This window comes from Amycolatopsis sp. WAC 01416 (assembly GCF_003947485.1).
GTDB lineage: Bacteria > Actinomycetota > Actinomycetes > Mycobacteriales > Pseudonocardiaceae > Amycolatopsis.
On record NZ_QHHX01000005.1, the window covers coordinates 137,361 to 157,673 of the forward strand.

Consider the following 20,313-nt stretch of genomic DNA (forward strand, 5'->3'; position numbering starts at 1 on the left):
ATGAATAGGGAGAAACGCGAATGGCGAAGTTGGTTGTTTTCGGAGGAACCGGATACGCGGGCGGGAAGATCGCGGAGGAGGCTCGTAGCCGCGGTCACGAGGTCCTGGCGGTGTCGAGGAACGCCGAAGGTGAGGGGACCCGGGCTGGGTCGCTGTACGACGAGGCCTTCCTCGCCGAGGCCGCCAAGGGCGCCGACGTCCTGGTCATCGCGGTGCACGGGCAGAGCGGCCTGCTCGACGCGGTGCCCTCGATCGCCCAGGTCGCGAAGGACAACGGCGCGCGGATCGGCGTGGTCGGCGGGGCGGGCAGCCTGCACGTGGCCGAGGGCGGGCCGCGGCTGATCGACACTCCCGAGTTCCCGGACGAGTACAAGGGTGAAGCCGGGGCGCACGTCGAGGTGCTGGAGGCGTTCCGGAAGCTTCCTGAGGATGTCGACTGGTTCTACGTCAGCCCGGCCGCGGAGTTCGGCGCGTGGGCCGAGGGTGAGCGGACCGGCGAGTTCCGGCTCGGCGGCGACGTGCTCCTCACCGACGAGAACGGTGGTTCGAAGATCGGCGGTGCCGACTACGCGATCGCGTTCGTCGACGAGATCGACAAGCCGGAACACCGCCGTCAGCGTTTCTGCGTCGCTTACTGACCGGACAGTTCCTTCACGACCGGCGCGAACGTTTCCAGCATCGGCTCGAACACCGTGATGTAGGAGAAGCCGTACCGCTCGCGACGCTCCTGGAGTTGCCGGACGATCTCGGCGACGGTGCCGAAAAGCAACTGAGGTGTTTCGAGGAGAGTGTCGACGTCGAGGCCGTCCTGGTCTTTGACCTCTTCACGCCAGGCCTCGGCGGCCGCGCGCCGGTCGTCCGTGATCACGACCCGCTGGACGAGCATGTTCAGTTCGGGAGTCCGGCCGTTCGTGTGCGAGCGGAAGAAGGCGACACGTTCGTCCATGCGATCGGCGTCGTCGAGACGGAAGGTGCCCGGAGGCTTTCCCGGCGCTTGACGAAGGCCCGCGAAGCCGGCGATGTCGGCTTCGCGGGCGGCGAGGGCTAGCACGCCGTCGCTGTTGCCCGCGAGGAGCAGCGGAGGGGGCGTGGCCCCTTCGTCGGTGAAGTGTTCGCGCAGGTGATCCAGGCTTTCGGCGAGGTGCTCGATCCGTTCCTTGGCCGGGATCCACGGCAGGCCGGCACTGTCGAATTCCGATTTCATGTGGCCGGAGCCGAGGCCGAGGTCCAGCCGCCCGCCTGTCATCTTCATCGTCGTGACGACTTCGCGTGCGAAGAGCGCGGCGTTGTAGAAGGCCATGTTGGTGACGAGCGTGCCGACGCGTGGCCGTTGGGTCACGGCGGCGGCCATGGTCAACGCCGGGAAAGGCGCGTTCCGTCCCGGCCCGAGATGATCGGGCACGGAGATGACATCGAGTCCGAGGGCCTCGACGCGACGGCACTTCGCGACCCAGTCTTCGCGGTTCTCGGCGCCCCACAGGTTCACGCCGAACTTGAATTTCCCCATGAACGGCAACCTAGTCACGCCGGGTGCCCGGGCGCGCGCCGTTTCGCGAGGAGCCGAAAACGAAGCAAGGGACCTTTGCTGTCACTCTCCGGAAGAGAGCGATAGCAAAGGTCCCTTGCTGCGATGGGTCAGGCGTTGCCGTCGAAGAGGGACGTGACCGACCCGTCTTCGAAGACCTGCTGGATCGCCTGCGCCAGCAGCGGCGCGATGGACAGCACGGTCAGGCCCGGGAACCGCTTCTCCTCCGGGATCGGCAGCGTGTTGGTGACGATCACCTCGCGCGCCTTGCAGTTCGACAGCCGCTCGGTGGCGGGGTCGGACAGGATGCCGTGGGTCGAGGCGATGACGACGTCGGCGGCGCCTTCGTCGAGCAGGGCCTCGGTGGCCTTCACGATCGTGCCGCCGGTGTCGATCATGTCGTCGATCAGCACGCACAGCTGACCGCGGACCTTGCCGACGACGCGGTTGGCGACGGCCTGGTTCGGCTTGTCCGGGTCACGGGTCTTGTGGATGAAGGCGATCGGCCGGTCACCCAGCTGGGCCGCCCACTTCTCGGCGAGCCGCACCCGGCCCGAGTCCGGCGAGACGACGGTGATGTTCTCGTCCTGGTAGGTCTTGTTGATGTGCGCGGCCAGCACGTTCTGCGCGAGCAGGTGGTCGACGGGGCCGTCGAAGAAACCCTGGATCTGCGCGGTGTGCAGGTCGACCGTCATGATCCGGTCGGCACCCGCGGTCTTGAACAGGTCCGCGATCAGGCGCGCGGAGATCGGCTCGCGGCCCTTGTGCTTCTTGTCCTGCCGCGCGTACGGGTAGAACGGCATGATCACGGTGATCCGCTTGGCGCTCGCGCGCTTGAGGGCGTCCACCATGATCAGCTGCTCCATCACCCACTCGTTGATGGGCGCCGGGTGGCTCTGGATCACGAACGCGTCGGTCCCGCGCACCGATTCGTTGAACCGGACGAAGATCTCCCCGTTGGCGAAGTTGTGCGCGGTCTGCGGAACGACCGACACGTTGAGGTGCTTGGCGACCTCCTCCGCGAGTCCCGGGTGTGCGCGCCCGGAGAAGAGCATCAGGTTCTTCTTCGGTGTACCGGACTTCGAGCTCATGCTGGCGACTCCCCGTCGTTTCCCTTATTCGAATCGGACACGGCGGTGGTGTCCTGCTTCGCGGCGGAAGCTGCTTCCGCCGCGGGTGTGCCCGGCCTGCGCCGGGACACCCAGTCTTCGATGTTGCGTTGCGGCCCGGTGGACACGGCGAGCGCGCCCGGGGGCACGTCTTGCCTGATCACGGTGCCTGCCCCACTGTAGGCGCCGTCGCCGATGGTCACCGGGGCGACGAACGTGTTGTCCGCGCCGAGCCGTACATGGGAGCCGATCGTGGTGTGGTGCTTGTTCACGCCGTCGTAGTTGACGAAGACGCTGGAACACCCGATGTTGCTGTTCTCGCCGATGGTCGCGTCGCCGACGTAGGTCAGGTGCGGAACCTTCGTGCCGGCGCCGATGTCGGCGTTCTTCGTTTCGACGAACGCGCCGAGTTTGCCCTTGGTCCCCAGTTTGGATCCGGGACGCAGGTAGGTGAACGGGCCGACCTTCACGCCGTCGCCCAATTCCGAATCGGAACCGTGCGTCCGCACCACCGACGCCCCCGCGCCGACGGACACGTTCTCCAGGGTGCTGTCCGGGCCGATCTGCGCGCCTTCGCCGATCGACGTCGAGCCCTTCAGCTGCACGCCGGGCTCGATGACGACGTCGCGCGACAGGGTCACGCCCGCGTCGATCCAAGTGCTCGCCGGGTCGACGACGGTGACGCCCGCCCGCTGCCAGCCGCGGACGATCCGGCGGTTCAGTTCGGCGCCGAGGACGGAGAGTTGCACGCGGTCGTTGACGCCTTCGGTCACCCACGGGTCGTCGATGACCAGCGCTCCGACGCCCTTGCCGTCGCCGCGGGCGATGCCGAGGACGTCGGTGAGGTAGAGCTCGCCCTGCGCGTTGTCCGTCGAGAGCCTCGAAAGCCCGTCGACCAGGATCGAGGCGTCGAAGGCGTAGACGCCGGAATTGATTTCGGCGATTTCGTGCTGTTCGGGGGTGGCGTCCTTCTGCTCGACGATCGAGGTGACGACGCCGTTCTCGTCGCGGACGATCCGGCCGTAGCCGGTCGGGTTCTCGACGACCGCGGTCAGCACGGTGACCGCGTTTCCGGTGGAGGTGTGCTCGGCGACCAGGGAAGACAGTGTTTCGGTGTCGAGCAGCGGGACGTCGCCGTAGCTGACGACGACGGTGCCGGTCAGTCCGCCCGGCAGTGCCGAGAGCGCGCAAGACACGGCGTGCCCGGTGCCCTTCTGCTCCTCCTGGACGGCCGTGACGACCTCGCGCCCGAGCGCTTCGCCGACCTTCGCCAGCCGCGCGCCGACCGAATCGCGACCGTGGCCGATGACCACGACCAGATGATCCGGGCTCAGTCCCGCGGCGGCCCGGACCGCGTGCTCGACCAAGGGGCGGCCGGCGATCGGGTGCAGCACCTTCGGGGTGGACGAGCGCATGCGGGTGCCCTCACCCGCGGCGAGGATCAACGTGCTCAGCGGGCCGGTCACGGCACTCCCAACATTTCACCAACGGTGGTTGTCGGGCATTGATCCTACGTGGGCTGCTCGGCGTCCCACGCGGGGTCGGTCGGAGCATCCTCACCGGGCCATCCGGTCGCCGGATCGATGGCCATCGAGTTCACCGACGAAACCTGGTTCCCGCCGCCGCGTTTCGCCTGGTACATGGCCGCGTCGGCGCGTGCGAGTACCTGTTCGGCCCGCTCCTGCGGCCGAAGGGAAACGAGCCCGACGGAGAGGGTGACGCCGTGCGAAAGGTGGTGCGGCAGAGATGCGACGGCATTCACAGAACGACCGAGCGCTTGCTTCGCCGCCGACGCCGGAGCCCCAGGTAGAAGCACGATGAACTCGTCTCCGCCGTAGCGGGCGACCACATCGTCGCCGCGCAGGGCGTCGCGCAGCGTGCTCGCGATGACACGGAGCACGTTGTCGCCCTCGGCGTGCGACTGCTTGTCGTTGACGTCCTTGAAGCCGTCGAGGTCGACCAGCGCGACCGCGAGCGGTTGCGCGTCGGCGGAGGACGCCAGCGAACGCAGCTTTTCGTCGAGTGCGCGCCGGTTCGGCAGCCCGGTGAGCGGGTCCTGCAACGCCTGCTGGGTGATCGCGCCGTGCTCGGCGGACAGGCGTTCGTGCTCCCGGCGCGCGTTGAGCGTGGCGATCTGCGATTCCCGCAGCGACCACATCTCCGTTTCCAGGATGGTCGCGTAGTCGATCAGCGACTGGCTCGCCCCGGACGCGTAGTCCGGGGTGGTGTCGAGCCTGGCCAGCTCGCGGGCGAGGTTCAACCGCATCGACGGCAGCGAGCCGTCCTCGTTGTCCTCGCGAACGTCTTTGAGTACCTGCAGCGCGTCCTCGCGGCGGCCCTCGTTGTCCAGGCAGCGGGCCAGCGCGATGGCGATGATCTCGCGTTCGTGCGGGAACACCAGTTCCGGATGCAGCAGCGAGTTCAGCCGGTCGATATGGGACGAATCGGGTGACGCCAGCGCGGCGGCCGCGGCGAGTACGCCGACCTGGTCGATCGCGGGCACCCCGGCCTTGCGCGGGAACAGCGACTCGGTGAACGGACCTTCGGCCGCCTGCGCCATCGACGCCGCGGTGCGGAACTTGTCCGCTCCCTCGTCGTAGCGCTCGATGCGTTCGAGCCGAAGGCCCCAGCCCAGCAGCATCTTGACCCGGTTGATCAGCTGGAGCGCGATCTCGTGCGGACTCGCGCTGTCGCGGATCGCCTGCGCGGCGCGGGCGATGGCCTCTTCCGCGGCCTCGTAGACGCCCAGCTGGTTCAGCACCAGCCAGCAGTCGACCAGGGTCGTGGAGAGCATCCGGTCCCAGTTGCGCCTGCCGACTTGGCGGTCCGGAACGGCGGAGTCGTCGAGGATGGCCAGCGCCCTGGCGATCTCGGTGAGGGCGGCGTCCTCCTGTTTGGCGATCACCAGACGGCGGCCGCGCATGGCGTGCGCGTCGGCTCGCATCAGCGCGAGACCGTGCCGCCTGGTGTGCGCGAGCATCTCGTCGAGCCTGGGTTCGGCTTCGGCGGCCAGACCGCGGGTGACCAGCCTCGCCATCGCCGAGTAACGCAGCAGCTGGGCCACCAGCAAGGGTTCGCCGCGGCGCTGCGTCTCGTCGAGGAGTTCGTCGAGACTGGTGACGATGTCCAGCTGTTCGGCGAAGCTGACGCGCTGGATGGCCGCACCGAGTTCGCGCGCGCGACCATGAAGCCAGGCGTCGGACATCTCCGCAAGCGCCGGCCGCCTGCTGCTGGTCGTCGCGTCCTCGGTCAGCCGCACACACCCCCACCGTTGAAAACGCCGCTGGTCATCTGTTCGTCTGCTCCGCCGCCAGGATTCGAACCTGAACTGTCAGAACCAAAATCTGAAGTGCTGCCGATTACACTACGGCGGATCGATCCTGGTCAGGATAGCCATGCCGGAGACGCCCGCGTGCGCCCGGGGGTTGCCTCACCTTCGCGGGCGCTCCACAGGGGACGAAACCTCCTGTACCGTAACTTACGGCATCGTAGGTAAGGTCACCCTTAGGGAAACCTCGAGGGTTGCGCATAGAAAAGAAGTGACTGCATGACGGCTACCCTGGACCGTTCCCAGAAGCCCGCGAAGGGCCCCAAGCCGGTAATCGAAGGACATCGATCGAGCGGCGTGCAGCTCTCGGTCTACCTCGGGGTCATCTTCCCGCTCGCCGCGCTGCTCGCGGCCGTCCCGTTCGCCTGGGGCTGGGGACTGACCTGGGTCGACGTCGGCCTTTTCGTGGTCTTCTACGCGATCAGCGGACTCGGTATCACCGTTTCGTATCACCGCTACTTCACGCACGGCTCGTTCAAGGCCAAGCCGTGGCTGCGCGTCGCGATGGCGATCGCCGGCAGCATGGCCGTCCAGGGTCCCGTGATCACCTGGGTCGCCGACCACCGGCGCCACCACGCCTTCTCCGACCGCGACGGCGACCCGCATTCGCCGTGGCTGTTCGGAACGACACCGGTCGCCATCGCCAAGGGTTTCTGGCACGCGCACATGGGCTGGCTGTTCGACCGCGACCAGACCAACGCGGAGCGGTTCGCGCCGGATCTGGTGAAGGATCCGGCCATCAAGAAGGTCGACGACCTGTTCTGGCTGTGGAGCCTGCTCACCCTGGTGCTGCCCGCGATCCTCGGTGGACTGATCACCTGGTCGTTCTGGGGCGCGGTGACCGCGTTCTTCTGGGCCGGTCTGGTGCGTGTGTGCGTGTTGCACCACGTGACCTGGTCGGTGAACTCGGTCTGCCACATGATCGGTGAGCGCCCGTTCGCCGCCCGTGACAAGTCGGCCAACTTCTGGCCGCTGGCGATCTTCTCCTTCGGCGAGTCGTGGCACAACCTGCACCACGCCGACCCGACCTCGGCACGGCACGGTGTCCAGCGCGGCCAGATCGACATTTCCGCGCGGCTTATTTGGATCTTCGAGAAGTTCGGCTGGGCCTACGACGTGCGCTGGCCGACCCCGCAGCGCCTCGCGCGCATCGCCACTGAAAGCAAATAGCGAGGTCGCGTTAGTCTTCTGCGATGGCGGGGAGAAGGCGGACCAAACGTGAAGCGGTCACCGGGGCGCGTCCTGTCGCCCCGGTGGCCCGGGTGCGGATGACGGGGACCGAGCGCAGGCAGCAGCTGCTCAACGTCGCCAGGGCCCTTTTCGCGGAGAAGGGTTTCGAAGGCACGTCCATCGAGGAGATCGCGCACCGCGCGAACGTCTCCAAACCGGTGGTGTACGAACATTTCGGCGGCAAGGAAGGCATCTACGCCGTCGTCGTCGACCGCGAGACCCAGCTGCTGCTCGACCGGATGGTCTCCACGCTCCACGGCGGGCACCCGAGGGTGATGCTGGAGCAGGCGGCGATCGCGTTGCTCTCCTATGTCGAAGACTCGCACGACGGCTTCCGCATCCTCGTCCGGGATTCGCCGGTCGCGAGTTCGACGGGCACGTTTTCCACGGTGCTGAACGACATCGCCAGCCAGGTCGAGCACATCCTCGCGCAGCAGTTCGCCGCGCGGGGCTACGACGAGAAGCTGGCCGCGCTGTACGCGCAGGCGCTCGTCGGCATGGTCGCGTTGACCGGGCAATGGTGGCTCGACGCCCGGAAGCCGAAGCGGGACGAGGTCGCCGCGCATCTGGTCAACCTCGCCTGGAACGGTCTGTCCAATTTGGAACACAAACCGAAGCTGCGGCTGTACTGAGAAGCAGTAACGTTTCCCGGGTTGTGAGCGCTACGTCCCCCATAGAGAAGATCCGACTGGGGGAACACCGTGGAGAAATTTCCCACGTTTGCTGTCGATCAGATGGTGCCGCAGAAGAAGAGACCGTGGCTGAAGCCGGTCATCATCCTGGGGGTCTTCGGTGCCATCGTCCTGCTCGGAATCTTCGCCGAGAATCCGTTGACGGCGTCGCGTACCGAGGTCGGCGCCTGTCTCAAGGGCAACGTCGACAACGCGGAAAGTATCAGAAACGTCGAGTGCGGGTCGCCGGAAGCGAACTTCAAGGTCGTCGGGAAACAGGGCGGGAAGTCGGAAGGCGGGATACTGCTTTCGGGCGGGTCCGAATGCGACGACTACCTCAACGCCGACCTGTACTACTTCCAGGGTAGGCAGACGGCTGACGACGGCGTGCTGCTCTGCCTGGAAAACCTCAAGGACCCGGGCCCGCGGTTGCCGGCCGTCGGGGATTGCTTCGCCGGGGACCTCTTCGCGGCGAAGAAGCTCGAAAAGATGGACTGCGCGGAAGCGCATTTCAAGGTACTCGCCATTGAAAGGGAACCCGAGGTCTCCATCGGGACCACGACGTGCGCCTCCGTGCCAGGGACGGACATGAAGCTCACCTGGGCGTCGGGCGCGGGTGGGCTGATCCCGCGCGAACGCGTGCTCTGCCTCGAAGAACTGAAGTAGCGGTCAGCGCAGGAGGCCGGTCTCCCGCAGGTGGTCGAAGATGATCTTGCCCACCGCCGAAAGCCGGTCCCTGTCCTCGTAGCCCAGCCAGGTGATCTCGTCGATCTCGCTGCTGGCCTTGAGTGTTCCGCTGAATTCGGCGGTGTAGCAGGTCGTCCGGACCAGGAGTCCGGTCGCGTGGCCATCGGCCTGCGCCTCGAAGACCCCGGCGGACTCGATGCTCGCCGGATCGATCTCGACGGTCAGTTCTTCACGGACTTCGCGGATCAGGGTCTCCGTGTCGGTTTCGCCGGGTTCGCGTTTGCCGCCGGGCAGATAGAACACGGACTTCCCGCGCGAGCGAGCGCCGAGGACACGGCCGTCCTGGGAATGCAGCCAAGCGATCTTGTCGATCATGGTTCAGCCCAGTGCCGCGGCGGTCTCGGCGGTCGTGAGCACTTCGCCGAGCCGCGGGAACACCTTCGTGATCGCCGATTCGTGGGAGATCGCGGCGATGCCCGCCATCGCGTCCGAAACGGCGATGGTCTCGTAGGCGTGGTCGATCGCGGCCCGCAGCGTCGATTCGACGCCGTACTCCGTGGCGATCCCGGCGAGCACCAGCGTCTTCACGCCGAGTCCGCGCAGGAGTTCGTCGAGTCCGGTGCGGTAGAACGCGCCGATCGTGTGCTTGGTGATCAGGTGCTCGCCTTCGCGGGGCGTCAGCTCGGCGACCAGCTCACTGCCGGGTGGCTGCTCGTCGACGTCCGGCCGGTGCGCCCGCACGTGGACGATCGGTGAGCCGGCCGCGCTGAAGGCGTCTCGCAGCAGGACGGCATTCGACACGACTTCGGTGCCTTCGAGCGGGACAGTCTCGAGTGCGACGATCCGCGTCTGGAGGTCGATCAGGACGAGCGCGGTCGTCGCCGGGTCGATCTTCGTCATGCGAGGAAGCCTAGTGTCCCTATGCTGGAGATATGGGGAAGCACAGGGAAATCGTGGTCACCGGCGGCGGAACGGGAATCGGCTACGCGGTCGCGGCGGCGTTCGCCGCGCGAGGCGACCGGGTGACGATCACCGGCCGGCGCGAACAGGTCCTCACCGAAGCCGCCACGTTGCTCGGCGCGAATCCGGTCCCGTTCGACGCGGCCGACCCGGACGCGGTGGAGCGGGCACTGGCCGAACTGCCGGAGCGCGTCGACGTCCTGGTCAACAACGCGGGCGGAAACACCGATTTCCGGAACGGATCGGCCGGAGACCTGAAAGCGTTCGCCGCGAACTGGCAGGCCAATCTCGACGCGAACGTGTTCAGTGCCGTACTGGTCACCCGTGCCCTTCGGGAAAGGTTCGCCGACAACGCGCGGATCGTCACCATCGGCTCCATCGCCGCCCACACCGGAGCCGGTTCCTACGGTGCCGCCAAGGCCGCGCTGGAAGCGTGGAACGCCGACGTGGCAAGGGAATTCGGGCCGCGGGGGATCACCGCGAACATCGTCGCGCCGGGACTGGTCGGCGACACCGAGTTCTTCCAGGGCAAGCTCTCCGACGAGCGCCGGGCGTGGCTGATCGGCAACACGCTGACCAAACGCGCCGGCGAGCCCGCGGACGTCGCCGAAGTGGTGGCCTTCCTGGCGAGCCCGGAAGCGCGGCACGTCACCGGTCAGGTCGTGCACGTCAACGGCGGCGCGTACCTCGGAAGCTAGGCGCCAGGGGTGACGCGGAGCAGCTTGTCGTCCTCGCCTTCCGAGGTCGTCACGTAGAGGGAACCGTCCGGCGCGCTGCGGACGGCGCGAAGCCTGCCGAACTTGTCGTCGAACTCAGGCGGCAGCGTCACTTCGGTGACCTTGCCGGTGTCGTCGAGGCGGAACAGCAGGAGCTTCTGCCCCTTCAACGCGGTCACGGCGAGCGAGCCTTCGAGCGGGCCCCACTGCGATCCGGTGAGGAATTCCGCGCCGCAAATGGCTTCGGTGATCTCGCCGGTCGTCCACAAAGGACTGACGGCGTCCGGGAAGCGTTGCTTGTCGGTCATCGGCACGCTCTCGTCGTAGCTGGTCTCGGTGCCGCCCTTCGACGGGTCCCAGCCGTAATTCGCGCCCGCGCGTTCCAGGTTGACCTCGTCGTCGATGGTCGGCCCGTGCTCGGCGGTGAACACCTGACCCGAGCCCGGCCGCACCGTGACGCCCTGGACGTTGCGGTGCCCGAAGGTGAACACGCGCTGCTCGTTCGGGTTCGCCGACGAGATGAACGGGTTGTCCGGCAACGCGTTCCCGGTCTTCGCGTCGATTCGCAGCACCTTGCCGCCGAGACTCGTCCGGTCCTGCGGGTGCTGCGGGCGGGCCGTGTCGCCGGTGCCGACGAGCAGCGCGCCGTCCGCTCCGAACGCGGGACGGCAGCCCGAATGCCTGCCGCTGGAGTTCACCGGCAGGCCGGTGAGCAGGTCCTTGACCTTCGTGGCGCTCGCGCCGTCTTCGGAAAGCCGCCAGGTGACCAGCCGGATGTCGACGGCCTTGTCACCCTCCTTGTGGGTCTGGCAGGTGATGAATTCGCGCGACGTCGCGAAGTCCTTGCTGATCACCATCCCCATCAGACCGCCTTCGCCGCGTACGTGGACGTCGGAGAAGTCCGCGGCGACGTCGCGCTTCGTGCCACCGTCGACCAGTGCCAGCTTCCCGGGGCGCTGGGTGACGAGGATCTTCCCGTCCGGCAGGAAGCCGACGTCCCAGCCGTGTTCGAGCCCGGCCGTCACCTGCTCGACCTTGAGCGTCGTCACGGCCGGCTTCGAGGTGACCGGCGGGGCGCTCTGCACCGGTTCGCTCGACGCCCCGGAACAGGCTGTGACCAGCAAGGACAGGGACGCGAACGCGACGACGGCGGTTGTGCGCATGGCATCAGCATGCCAGCCTCGCCAATCGCCCGCGAGGAACGAACCGGTCATCCGGTGAGGATCGCGGCGGTTTCGGCGTCGGCGGGAAGGAACGTCTCCAGTTTCAATTCCGACACCGTGACGTCGGCGGCGGTCGCGAATGTCGTGATGGCGGTGATCAGGCGCAGTTCACCCGCCGAAGTGGACAAGCGCATCGGCACCGCGAAACCGAGGTGATCGGGCCCTGGCGGTCCCGGCTCCGGAACGTAACCTTCGAGTTCGGCCAGCAACGCGGTGAGCCGCTCGTCGGGCGCGTGCGCGATCTCCTGCGTCAGCCGTTCCAGGATGTGCCGCGCCCAGTCCGCGAGGTTCAGCACCCGCGGCGCCATCCCCTTCGGATGCAGCGCGAGCCGCAGGGTGTTGACCGGTTCCTCCAGCAGCTCCGGCGCCACGTCCTCGAAGAGCAGGTCGAGCGCGTCGTTGCGGGCGACCAGCACGCCATACCGGTCGACCACGATGGCCGGATACGGCCGGTGCCCGTCGAGCAGCCGCCGCATGCCGTCGAGGACCGGCTTCAACCTGGGATCGTCCAGTTCCGTTTCGGGGAATCCGGGCGCGAAGCCGGCCGCGAGCAGCAGGCCGTTGCGTTCCCGGAGCGGGAGTTCGAGCGATTCGGCGACGCGCAGCACCAGACCGCGGCCGGGGATCGACCGGCCGCCCTCCAGGAAACTCACGTGCCGCTGGGTGGTTCCGGCCCGTAGCGCCAGTTCCAGCTGGGACAACCGCCGCCGCTCGCGCCAGCCCCGGAGCGCGGGGCCGAATCCGGAAACCATGGTCGTCATCTTGGCCGAGTCGCGCGCGGCGCCGCCATTCCCTCGAAGGAATTGAGACGATTCCCCGCCGCGGCGATGCTTCCGGCATGAAATTCGGTCTGGTCGTCCCCACCTATCGGTCCATCCTCGACGCCGGGCGCACCGCGCCGGAAATGGTCGCCGTCGCGGTCGAAGCCGAACGCCTCGGTTTCGATTCGGTCTGGGTCGGCGACACCCTCGCGAAGGCACCCATCGATCCGTTGACGCTTCTCGGCGCGTTCGCCGCCAGAACGGAACGGGTCACCCTCGGCACCGCCGCGCTGCTGCCGGCGTTGCGGGATCCGGTGCTTTCCGCGAACGCGATCCTCTCGCTCGACCTGCTCAGCCAGGGCCGGATCACGCTCGGCGTCGGCGCCGGGTTCGCCGGCCGCAGCGAACCCGAATTCGCCTTCACCCGCGTTCCGTGGGAACGGCGCCGCGCCCGGCTCGACGACATCGTCATGTTGTGGCGGCACGTCTGGAACGGGAAGAGCGGCCCGTTCCACGGAGAGGTCCTGCACTACGACACGCTTCCGGAGTACCCGGAGCCGCACCGTCCCGGTGGCCCGCCGGTCTGGCTGGCGGCGTTCACGCCGGGCGCGCTGGACCGCGCGGGACGGCTCTACGACGGCTGGTTGCCGTATCCGCCCGATGTCGCGGACTACGTCGACGGCCTCGCGAAGATCCGCGAAACGGCCGTGCGCCCCGTGACGCCCGCGTTGTTCGCGACAGTGCTCATCGAGAATGACCCGATCAGGGCCCGCGAGCGGCTGGAGGACTACGCACAGCGGAATTACGGCGTTCCGCTGGACTTCGTCGAGAAGATCCAAGTGCAGATCGCCGGGAGCGCCGAGCAAGTCGCCGACAGGTTGCGCGAATACCAGGACGCGGGTGCCGAACACGTGCTGATCCGCGTCGCGACGCAGGAACCGGCCGAGTTCGACGAACAGCTCCCGAAGGTGGCCGGCGCTCTGCCGAGGTAATCGCGCGGCGGACTGTCGGTGCCCCCACGTAGGCTGGGACGGTGACAAACGCTCCATTGTCCGGACTCCTTCATTCCATCCTTCCCGATCCGGCCCTGCGCGGGGTCGTCGAGCGGGCCGGTGCCCCGGTGCTCGAACTCCAGGGCGCCATCGCCACCCGCCAGCTGGTCGCGGGCGCCCTCGCCGCGGACGAGGGCGCCGGCCGCCCCGTGCTCGCGGTGACCGCCACCGGCCGCGAGGCCGACGAGCTGACCGCTTCGCTGAAGTCGTTCCTCGGCGAAGGCGCCGTCGCCGACTTCCCGTCTTGGGAGACGCTGCCGCACGAGCGGCTGTCCCCGCGGGCGGACACCGTCGGGCGGCGGCTGGAGGTGCTCCATCGCCTGAAGACGGGGGCCGACGACCTGCGCGTCGTCGTCGCGACCGTCCGCAGCCTCATCCAGCCGATGGCGCCCGGGCTCGGCTCGCTCGCGCCCATCGACCTGGTGGTCGGCGAGGAGCAGAGTTTCGAAGGGCTGCTGGAACGGCTGGTCGAGCTCGCCTACACGCGGGTGGACATGGTCGAGAAGCGCGGCGAGTTCGCCGTGCGCGGCGGCATCCTCGACCTGTTCGGGCCGACGGCGCAGCATCCGGTGCGCGTCGAGTTCTGGGGCGACGAGGTCAGCGAGATCCGTGCGTTCGCGGTGTCCGACCAGCGGTCGCTGCCGGGGGAGATCCGGCACGTCAGCGCCCCGCCGTGCCGTGAGCTGCTGCTCACCGAGCAGGTGCGCGCGAAGGCCGCCGAGCTGGCGACGACGTACGAAGCGGATGCCCAGCTCACCGAGATGCTCACCAAGCTTTCCGGCGGGGTCCCCGTCGAGGGCATGGAGGCCCTCATCCCGGTGCTGTGCGAAGGCGAGCTGGACCTCCTGACCGACGCGATGCCCCAGGGCACGCACGTGCTGCTGGCCGATCCGGAGAAGATCCGAGCCCGTGCGGCCGACCTGGTCCGCACCGGGCAGGAGTTCCTCGAAGCGTCCTGGACCACGGCCGCCGCGGGCGGGCAGGCGCCGATCGACCTCGGCGCGTCGGCGTACCAGGACCTCGCGGAGATCGCGAAGCACGCTCAGGAGACGAAGCGCCCCTGGTGGACGCTGACGCAGCTGGCCAGCGACGATCCCGACGTCTACCGCGTCTCGATCGAGGCCGCGCCGAACTACCGCGGCGAGGTCGAGCGGGCGACGACCGACCTGCGCGCGCATACGGCCGCGGGCGGGACGGCGGTTCTCGTCGTCGCCGGGCACGGCACCGCGGCCCGCGCCGTCGAGCAGCTGTCGGCCGGAGAGGTGCCCGCCTCGCTCGCGGAAGGCATCACCGGTCCGCTGACGCCCGGCGTCGTGACGGTGACGTGCGGCGGCCTTTCGGACGGCTTCGTCTCGCCGGAGCGAGCCCTCGTCGTGCTGTCCGAATCGGATCTGACCGGCCGCGGCTCCGGCGCCGGAACGTCCACAAAGGACTTCAGCACCAAGATGCCGTCGCGGCGCCGCAACGCCGTCGACCCGCTCGCCCTCAAAACGGGCGATTACGTCGTGCACGACCAGCACGGCATCGGGCGGTTCATCGAGATGGTGCAGCGCACCGTCGCCGGCGCCACCCGCGAGTACCTGCTGCTGGAGTACGCCTCCTCCAAACGCGGGCATCCGGGGGACCGGCTGTTCGTGCCGACCGACCAGCTCGACGAGGTCTCCCGCTATGTCGGTGGCGAGCTGCCGACGCTGAACAAGCTCGGCGGGTCCGACTGGAAGAACACCAAGGCCAAGGCGAAGAAGGCGGTCAAGGAGATCGCCGCCGAACTGGTGCAGCTCTACGCCGCTCGGCAGTCCGCGCCAGGGCACGCGTTCGGGCAGGACACGCCGTGGCAGAACGAACTGGAAGACGCCTTCCCGTTCACCGAGACCAACGATCAGCTCGCCGCGATCGACGAGGTCAAGGCGGATATGGAAAGCGGCGTCCCGATGGACCGCGTCATCTGCGGTGACGTCGGCTACGGCAAGACCGAGATCGCGGTGCGCGCGGCGTTCAAGGCGGTGCAGGACGGCAAGCAGGTCGCCGTGCTCGTGCCCACGACGCTGCTCGCGCAGCAGCACCTGAACACCTTCACCGAACGGATGAGTTCGTTCCCGGTGAAGATCAGGGGGCTCTCACGGTTCACGAACAAGACCGAATCCGACGCGGTCCTCGAACAGTTGTCCTCCGGCGACGTCGACATCGTGATCGGCACGCACCGCCTGCTGCAGACCGGGGTCCGGTACAAGGATCTCGGCCTGGTGATCGTCGACGAGGAGCAGCGGTTCGGCGTCGAGCACAAGGAGCACATCAAGGCGTTGCGGACGCACGTCGACGTGCTGACCATGTCGGCGACGCCGATCCCGCGGACGCTGGAGATGTCGCTCGCCGGGATCCGTGAGATGTCCACGATCCTGACCCCGCCCGAGGACAGGCACCCGATCCTGACCTACGTCGGCACGTACGACGACAAACAGGTCGGCGCCGCGATCCGGCGCGAACTGCTGCGTGACGGCCAGGTCTTCTACGTGCACAACAGGGTTTCCTCGATCGAGAAGGCCGCGAAGCGCATTCGCGAGCTGGTGCCGGAGGCGCGTGTCGTCACCGCGCACGGACAGATGAACGAGGACAAACTCGAGAAGATCATCCAGGGCTTCTGGGAAAACGAGTACGACGTGCTCGTCTGCACCACGATCGTCGAGACCGGGCTGGACATCTCGAACGCGAACACGCTGCTCGTGGAACGAGGCGACCTGCTGGGGCTCGCGCAGCTGCACCAGCTGCGTGGCCGGGTCGGGCGCGGGCGGGAGCGCGGGTACGCGTACTTCCTGTACCCGCCGGAGGCGCCGCTCACCGAGACCGCGCACGACCGGTTGGCGACCATCGCGCAGAACACCGAACTGGGCGCGGGCATGGCCGTCGCGATGAAGGACCTCGAGATCCGCGGCGCGGGCAACATCCTCGGCGCAGAACAGTCCGGGCATATCGCGGGCGTCGGTTTCGATCTGTACGTGCGGCTCGTCGGCGAAGCGGTCGACGCGTTCCGCCGTCACGCGGGCGCGGACACGGCGGAGGAGGAAGAACTCGCCGACGTCCGGGTCGACCTCCCGGTGGACGCGCACATCCCGCACGACTACGTCCCCGGCGAGCGACTGCGGCTGGAGGCGTACCGCAAGATCGCGGCCGCGCCCGACCAGACCGGGCTCGACGCCGTCCGCGAGGAACTGATCGACCGCTACGGCCAGCCGCCCGCTCCCGTGCGGAGGCTGCTCGCCGTCGCCGCGTTCCGGCACACCTGCCGCGCGGCGGGCGTCACCGAGGTCGCCGTGCAGAGCACGTCGATCCGGTTCGCGCCGCTGCCGCTGGCGGATTCACAGCTGGTGCGGCTGAAGCGCTTGTATCCTAAGGCTCTCTACAAGGCGGTGACGAACACGGTTTCCGTGCCGAGGCCGACCGAGGGCCCGGCCGGCGGCCGGATCGGCGCCCCGACACTGCGGGACGAGGAGCTGCTGGACTGGTGCGCGAAGCTGCTGACGAATCTGATGAAGTCGCCGGCGCCCGTCGCGTGACACGGCCGTCGGACGGGACCGGGTCGCGTTGGTCGTGAGTGGCGATTCGGGTTAGAACCCGAATCGCCACTCACGACTGGTTTCCACGCCCGGAGCGGTGTGAGAGGGTAGGCGCTGTGATGCGGATCATGGGGCGCCGTCGCGCGCTGGTCGGGGTTCTTGCCGGTTCTCTCCTTCTCGCCGGATGCAACGCCGGACCCGGGCAGGTCGGTACGGCGGCGATCGTCGGCGGCAAGACCGTTTCGGTCGATCGCGTGCAGCAGCTGATCGACAAGGCGGTTCGTGAGCACCCGTACGGGCAGCAGCTCGCCAAGGAGCACAAGCTCGACCTCGTCGGCCGCGAGATCGTCCGCCAGGAGATCCTGCACGACCTCACTGTGCGCGCCGGTCAGCGGGAAGGCATCGGGGTCGACGAATCCCTCGTGGTGAACGCGTTGCAGAACGATCCGCTGGCGAAGCCGATGGAGGCCAACCCCCAGGACGATCCCGAGCTCAGCGTCCAGCAGCTCGTGGCGAGGGTGCGGGACCACCGTGAATCCCTGGTCGACGCGGCGATCCAGACCCAGCTCGCGATGAAATACCTGGACAAGCTCAGCGTCTCGTTCGATTTCAGCTCGGTCTCCTCGACCGACGCCACCGGTTCCGACGCGGACCAGTTGCGCGAACAGGCGATCGAGAAGGCCCGGCGCTTCGCCGCCTCGCCGACCGCGGCGGCCGAGCTGATCGCGCAGGACGAGCAGACGCCCGGTATGCAGGCGGGCACCGGACAGAAACTGCCGGCGATGCAGTCGCCCGCGACCGCGGCCACCGTCCTCTTCGGTCTCGAACCCAACACCGTCGCCGCGTTCAAGCCGACACCGCAGCAGCCGCTGTGGGTCGTCGTCGTGGTGCGTGAGCGGACCGCCGACAAGCCCGTCGCTTCGGATCAGGCCGCGCAGCCCAGCGCTCAGCAGCTGGCGAAGGTCGGTGTCCGGCTCCTCCAGTCGTACCTCGACCAGGTCGACCTCAAGGTGAACCCGCGCTACGGCGTATGGGATGTTGTCGGCATGGACCTCGCGCCCAACGAAGCTTCGAAGAAGGGCATCGTGCTGCCTGTGCACGGTGCCGCCCAGCAAAACCCGTGACCGCTGCCGTCGTCGTGATCGCCCGCGGGGCGACGCTGCCCGCCGCGGCACTCCCGATCTTGCGGAGCAGCAGTGCCGTGTACGCGGCTTCCGATGTCGACCCCGAGGTCTTCGGGGTATCGGCGCTCGGTGACACGCGGGTGCGCGACCTTGTGCTCATCGCCGGTTCGCGAAGGGAACCGAAGGCCGCGGCGCTGATCGGGGCCGGTGCGCGGGTGGTCGAAGCACCCGTTCCGCCGCTGGTCGAGGCAGCCGACGTGATGGACCGCCTCCGCTCGCCGGGCGGCTGCCCGTGGGACGCCGTCCAGACGCACGAGTCGCTGCGGCAGTACCTGGTCGAGGAAACCTACGAGCTGCTCGACGCGATCGAGGAGGGCGACCGGGCCGCCTTGCGCGAGGAACTCGGCGACGTCCTGCTCCAAGTGCTCTTCCACGCGCGCGTCGCGTTCGAAGACGCGGATGATCCGTTCGGGATCGACGAGGTCGCTTCCGAACTGGTCGCGAAACTCGTCGGCCGTCATCCGCATGTCTTCGCGGACGCGCCCCGGGTCGAGACCGTCAGCGACCAGAACCTCAAGTGGGAAGAACTGAAGCAGGCCGAGAAGAGCCGCCAGTCCATTGTGGACGGTGTCGCGCTCGGCCAGCCCGCCGTGGCGCTCGCCGGGAAGCTCGGGCAGCGCAGCGGCCGTGCCGGGATCCCGCTCGACCTGTTCCCCGAAGGTTCCGAAGCGGCGGCCCAGTTGTTCCGGGTGGCCGCGACCGCGCGCCGGGCGGGAATCGATCCCGAAGGCGAGCTTCGTGCCGTGGCGAAGCGCTTCGCGCGCGATATCCGCGACGCCGAACGGGCCGCGCGCGACGCCGGTCTGGAACCGACGACGCTGGAGGCCGACGGCTGGCGCAAGTTCTGGCCGACTTCCTGACCGCCGGTTCGCACCTTTCCCACTAGTGATCGGCGCTTGTGACGCGGAACACAATCGAGTGAGAACCGTTTCGGCGGTCTCCGCGTCTTGCCGGGTGTGAAGGGAACGGAACCGGCGGTAGAGCTCCTCGTCCGCCGCACGGCCAAAGGTGACCGGGCGGCGTTCGAGGAGCTCTACCGCCGCACGTCGCCGTGGCTGGCCGTGCGCCTGCGCCGTCGCTGCGCCGACGAGCAGATCGTCGCCGAGGTGATGCAGGAGACCTACCTCGCGGTCTGGCGTGCGGCGGGGGCGTTCGCCGGTTCCGCCGTCGGCGGGAGCGCCGTCGGCTGGCTGTGGACGATCGCCGCGCGGCGGCTGGTCGACGCCTTCCGCCGCCGGGCGAAATACGCGCAGCCGCTGCCGGTCGCCGACGTCGCCGTCGCGCCCGCCGCCGAGGACGAGGCGCTGGCCGGTGCGGTCGGCGACCACGTCGGCGACGCGCTGCGCCGGCTCGCTCCCGAACTACGCCAGGTCCTGCAGGCCATGGTGCTCGACGGGCTGACCGTCCGCGAGACCGCGGTGCTGCTCGGCCTGCCGGAAGGAACCGTCAAAACCCGCGCCAGGCGGGCTCGGATCGCGATGCGGGAGGCGCTGTCGTGAACAAGGAACACGTGTCCGAACAGCTCCTCGCCGGTTACGTGCGCGGGGACGACGGCTTGGCCGGTGACGAGGTCTGGGCGGTCGAAGCCCATCTCGAATCCTGTGCGGAATGCCGGGGAAGGCTGTCCGCGGTCAGCATGCCGGCGGTGTCGGCGCTGGTGGACGACGTCTGGGCCGGATTGGATTCGAAACTCGCCGAAGCGGGGCCTGGGCCGATGCGAAGCCGGTGGGCCGGACGGCTGCACACCTGGGTGACGCCGGTGATGCTGCCGTGGCTGGTGATGATCGTCCTGATCCCGGCATTGGGCTTCCTGCTGGACTGGGTCGGGTTCACCGGGACCGAGGGGTACTCGTTCGTCCAGCTCTTCTCGCCGCTGCTGCCGGTGCTCGGGGTCGCGGTGTCGTGGTCCAAGGGTCTCGACCCCGCCTACGAACTCGTCACTTCCACACCGCGGGCCGGGCTGTACCTGCTGCTGCGCCGGACGACGGCGGTCCTCGCCGTCGTCTTGCCGATACAGGCCCTCTCGGGCTGGCTCGGCGGCGACGGATTCGGGCTCGGTCTCCTGCCGAGCCTGGCCTTCACCACCGGGACGCTCGCGCTCGGCGGTGTGATCGGGGTGGTGCGGGCGGCTTACGTCCTGGCCGGGATCTGGGTGGCGGTGATCTTGGCACCCGCGGTGGCTTCACAGGGGCGTGCCACCGCGCTCGAACCCCGGCTGCTCCCGGTGTGGGGCGCGATCTTCGCGCTGACCGCGGTCGTGGTGGTGCTCCGGAGGAGCGTCTTCGGCCTGCTCACCGGATCCGAACGATGAACGAA

The 20,313-nt window shown here is 68.4% G+C and carries 19 protein-coding genes and 1 tRNA gene; 11 read left to right on the forward strand and 9 right to left on the reverse strand.

Annotation, left to right across the window (positions count from 1 at the left end):
* Nucleotides 1–20 precede the first annotated feature (20 nt).
* Nucleotides 21–638 (forward strand): NAD(P)-dependent oxidoreductase, encoded by a 618-nt coding sequence (locus DL990_RS17875; RefSeq protein ID WP_125782509.1) that lies wholly within the window; start codon nucleotides 21–23, stop codon nucleotides 636–638.
* Here DL990_RS17875 and DL990_RS17880 read toward each other — a convergent pair.
* The 5 genes from DL990_RS17880 to DL990_RS17900 all read right to left on the reverse strand — a co-directional run bounded on the left by DL990_RS17880 (nucleotide 632) and on the right by DL990_RS17900 (nucleotide 6,008).
* A complete protein-coding gene (locus tag DL990_RS17880; RefSeq protein ID WP_125799340.1) occupies nucleotides 632–1,507 on the reverse strand; it encodes a TIGR03621 family F420-dependent LLM class oxidoreductase in 876 nt (291 codons plus the stop codon). The genes DL990_RS17875 and DL990_RS17880 overlap by 7 nt on opposite strands.
* A 128-nt stretch (nucleotides 1,508–1,635) precedes the next feature.
* Nucleotides 1,636–2,616, reverse strand: a complete 981-nt coding sequence (locus tag DL990_RS17885) for a ribose-phosphate diphosphokinase (RefSeq protein ID WP_125782513.1) — start codon at nucleotides 2,614–2,616, stop codon at nucleotides 1,636–1,638.
* Nucleotides 2,613–4,100, reverse strand: coding sequence for a bifunctional UDP-N-acetylglucosamine diphosphorylase/glucosamine-1-phosphate N-acetyltransferase GlmU (gene glmU, locus DL990_RS17890; RefSeq protein ID WP_125782515.1), 1,488 nt, complete (start codon nucleotides 4,098–4,100; stop codon nucleotides 2,613–2,615). Before glmU ends, DL990_RS17885 begins: the two co-directional genes overlap by 4 nt.
* 44 nt (nucleotides 4,101–4,144) lie before the next feature.
* The gene (locus DL990_RS17895) at nucleotides 4,145–5,893 is read right to left on the reverse strand and encodes a diguanylate cyclase (protein WP_125782517.1); all 1,749 of its coding nucleotides are present in this window, start codon (nucleotides 5,891–5,893) and stop codon (nucleotides 4,145–4,147) included.
* A gap of 43 nt (nucleotides 5,894–5,936) precedes the next feature.
* Nucleotides 5,937–6,008, reverse strand: a tRNA-Gln gene (locus tag DL990_RS17900).
* 173 nt (nucleotides 6,009–6,181) lie between these two features.
* On the opposite strand from DL990_RS17900, the gene DL990_RS17905 reads away from it, so the two are divergent.
* The 3 genes from DL990_RS17905 to DL990_RS17915 all read left to right on the forward strand — a co-directional run bounded on the left by DL990_RS17905 (nucleotide 6,182) and on the right by DL990_RS17915 (nucleotide 8,529).
* Nucleotides 6,182–7,132, forward strand: coding sequence for an acyl-CoA desaturase (locus tag DL990_RS17905; protein ID WP_125674120.1), 951 nt, complete (start codon nucleotides 6,182–6,184; stop codon nucleotides 7,130–7,132).
* Between the two features lie 98 nt (nucleotides 7,133–7,230).
* A complete protein-coding gene (locus DL990_RS17910) occupies nucleotides 7,231–7,824 on the forward strand; it encodes a TetR/AcrR family transcriptional regulator (RefSeq protein WP_037318732.1) in 594 nt (197 codons plus the stop codon).
* A 102-nt stretch (nucleotides 7,825–7,926) separates the two neighbouring features.
* Nucleotides 7,927–8,529, forward strand: coding sequence for a hypothetical protein (locus tag DL990_RS17915; RefSeq protein WP_233598714.1), 603 nt, complete (start codon nucleotides 7,927–7,929; stop codon nucleotides 8,527–8,529).
* Nucleotides 8,530–8,532: 3 nt separating this feature from the next.
* On the opposite strand, the gene DL990_RS17920 is transcribed toward DL990_RS17915, so the two are convergent.
* Together DL990_RS17920 and DL990_RS17925 are read right to left on the reverse strand one after the other, a co-directional pair.
* Nucleotides 8,533–8,925 carry an NUDIX domain-containing protein gene (locus DL990_RS17920; RefSeq protein WP_125799341.1) on the reverse strand — a complete coding sequence of 131 codons (393 nt, stop codon included), beginning with the start codon at nucleotides 8,923–8,925 and terminating at the stop codon, nucleotides 8,533–8,535.
* A 3-nt stretch (nucleotides 8,926–8,928) separates the two neighbouring features.
* Nucleotides 8,929–9,450: an isochorismatase family protein gene (locus DL990_RS17925; RefSeq protein WP_125782523.1), complete on the reverse strand. Its 522-nt coding sequence runs from the start codon at nucleotides 9,448–9,450 to the stop codon at nucleotides 8,929–8,931.
* Between the two features lie 32 nt (nucleotides 9,451–9,482).
* Here DL990_RS17925 and DL990_RS17930 point away from each other — a divergent pair, with 32 nt between their 5' ends.
* Nucleotides 9,483–10,208 carry an SDR family NAD(P)-dependent oxidoreductase gene (locus DL990_RS17930; RefSeq protein WP_125782525.1) on the forward strand — a complete coding sequence of 242 codons (726 nt, stop codon included), beginning with the start codon at nucleotides 9,483–9,485 and terminating at the stop codon, nucleotides 10,206–10,208.
* Here the strand turns inward: DL990_RS17930 and DL990_RS17935 are convergent.
* Nucleotides 10,205–11,389 (reverse strand): sorbosone dehydrogenase family protein, encoded by a 1,185-nt coding sequence (locus DL990_RS17935; protein ID WP_125782527.1) that lies wholly within the window; start codon nucleotides 11,387–11,389, stop codon nucleotides 10,205–10,207. The two genes, DL990_RS17930 and DL990_RS17935, sit on opposite strands and share 4 nt — an antisense overlap.
* Nucleotides 11,390–11,436: 47 nt before the next feature.
* Nucleotides 11,437–12,201 (reverse strand): helix-turn-helix transcriptional regulator, encoded by a 765-nt coding sequence (locus DL990_RS17940; protein ID WP_125782529.1) that lies wholly within the window; start codon nucleotides 12,199–12,201, stop codon nucleotides 11,437–11,439.
* Nucleotides 12,202–12,287: 86 nt separating this feature from the next.
* On the opposite strand from DL990_RS17940, the gene DL990_RS17945 reads away from it, so the two are divergent.
* The 6 genes from DL990_RS17945 (at nucleotide 12,288) to DL990_RS17970 (ending at nucleotide 20,308) form a co-directional block, all read left to right on the forward strand.
* Nucleotides 12,288–13,202 (forward strand): LLM class flavin-dependent oxidoreductase, encoded by a 915-nt coding sequence (locus DL990_RS17945; RefSeq protein ID WP_125782531.1) that lies wholly within the window; start codon nucleotides 12,288–12,290, stop codon nucleotides 13,200–13,202.
* A gap of 56 nt (nucleotides 13,203–13,258) precedes the next feature.
* Nucleotides 13,259–16,813 (forward strand): transcription-repair coupling factor, encoded by a 3,555-nt coding sequence (mfd, locus tag DL990_RS17950; RefSeq protein ID WP_125799620.1) that lies wholly within the window; start codon nucleotides 13,259–13,261, stop codon nucleotides 16,811–16,813.
* A 119-nt stretch (nucleotides 16,814–16,932) separates the two neighbouring features.
* Entirely contained in the window at nucleotides 16,933–17,937 is a 1,005-nt protein-coding gene (locus DL990_RS17955) for a hypothetical protein (RefSeq protein ID WP_125799342.1), read from the forward strand.
* A complete protein-coding gene (locus DL990_RS17960) occupies nucleotides 17,934–18,857 on the forward strand; it encodes a MazG family protein (protein WP_125799343.1) in 924 nt (307 codons plus the stop codon). Before DL990_RS17955 ends, DL990_RS17960 begins: the two co-directional genes overlap by 4 nt.
* A 96-nt stretch (nucleotides 18,858–18,953) precedes the next feature.
* A complete protein-coding gene (locus DL990_RS17965; RefSeq protein ID WP_125799344.1) occupies nucleotides 18,954–19,496 on the forward strand; it encodes an RNA polymerase sigma factor in 543 nt (180 codons plus the stop codon).
* On the forward strand, nucleotides 19,493–20,308 hold the full coding sequence (locus tag DL990_RS17970) for a zf-HC2 domain-containing protein (protein ID WP_125799345.1): 816 nt from the start codon (nucleotides 19,493–19,495) through the stop codon (nucleotides 20,306–20,308). Before DL990_RS17965 ends, DL990_RS17970 begins: the two co-directional genes overlap by 4 nt.
* Nucleotides 20,309–20,313: the final 5 nt, after the last annotated feature.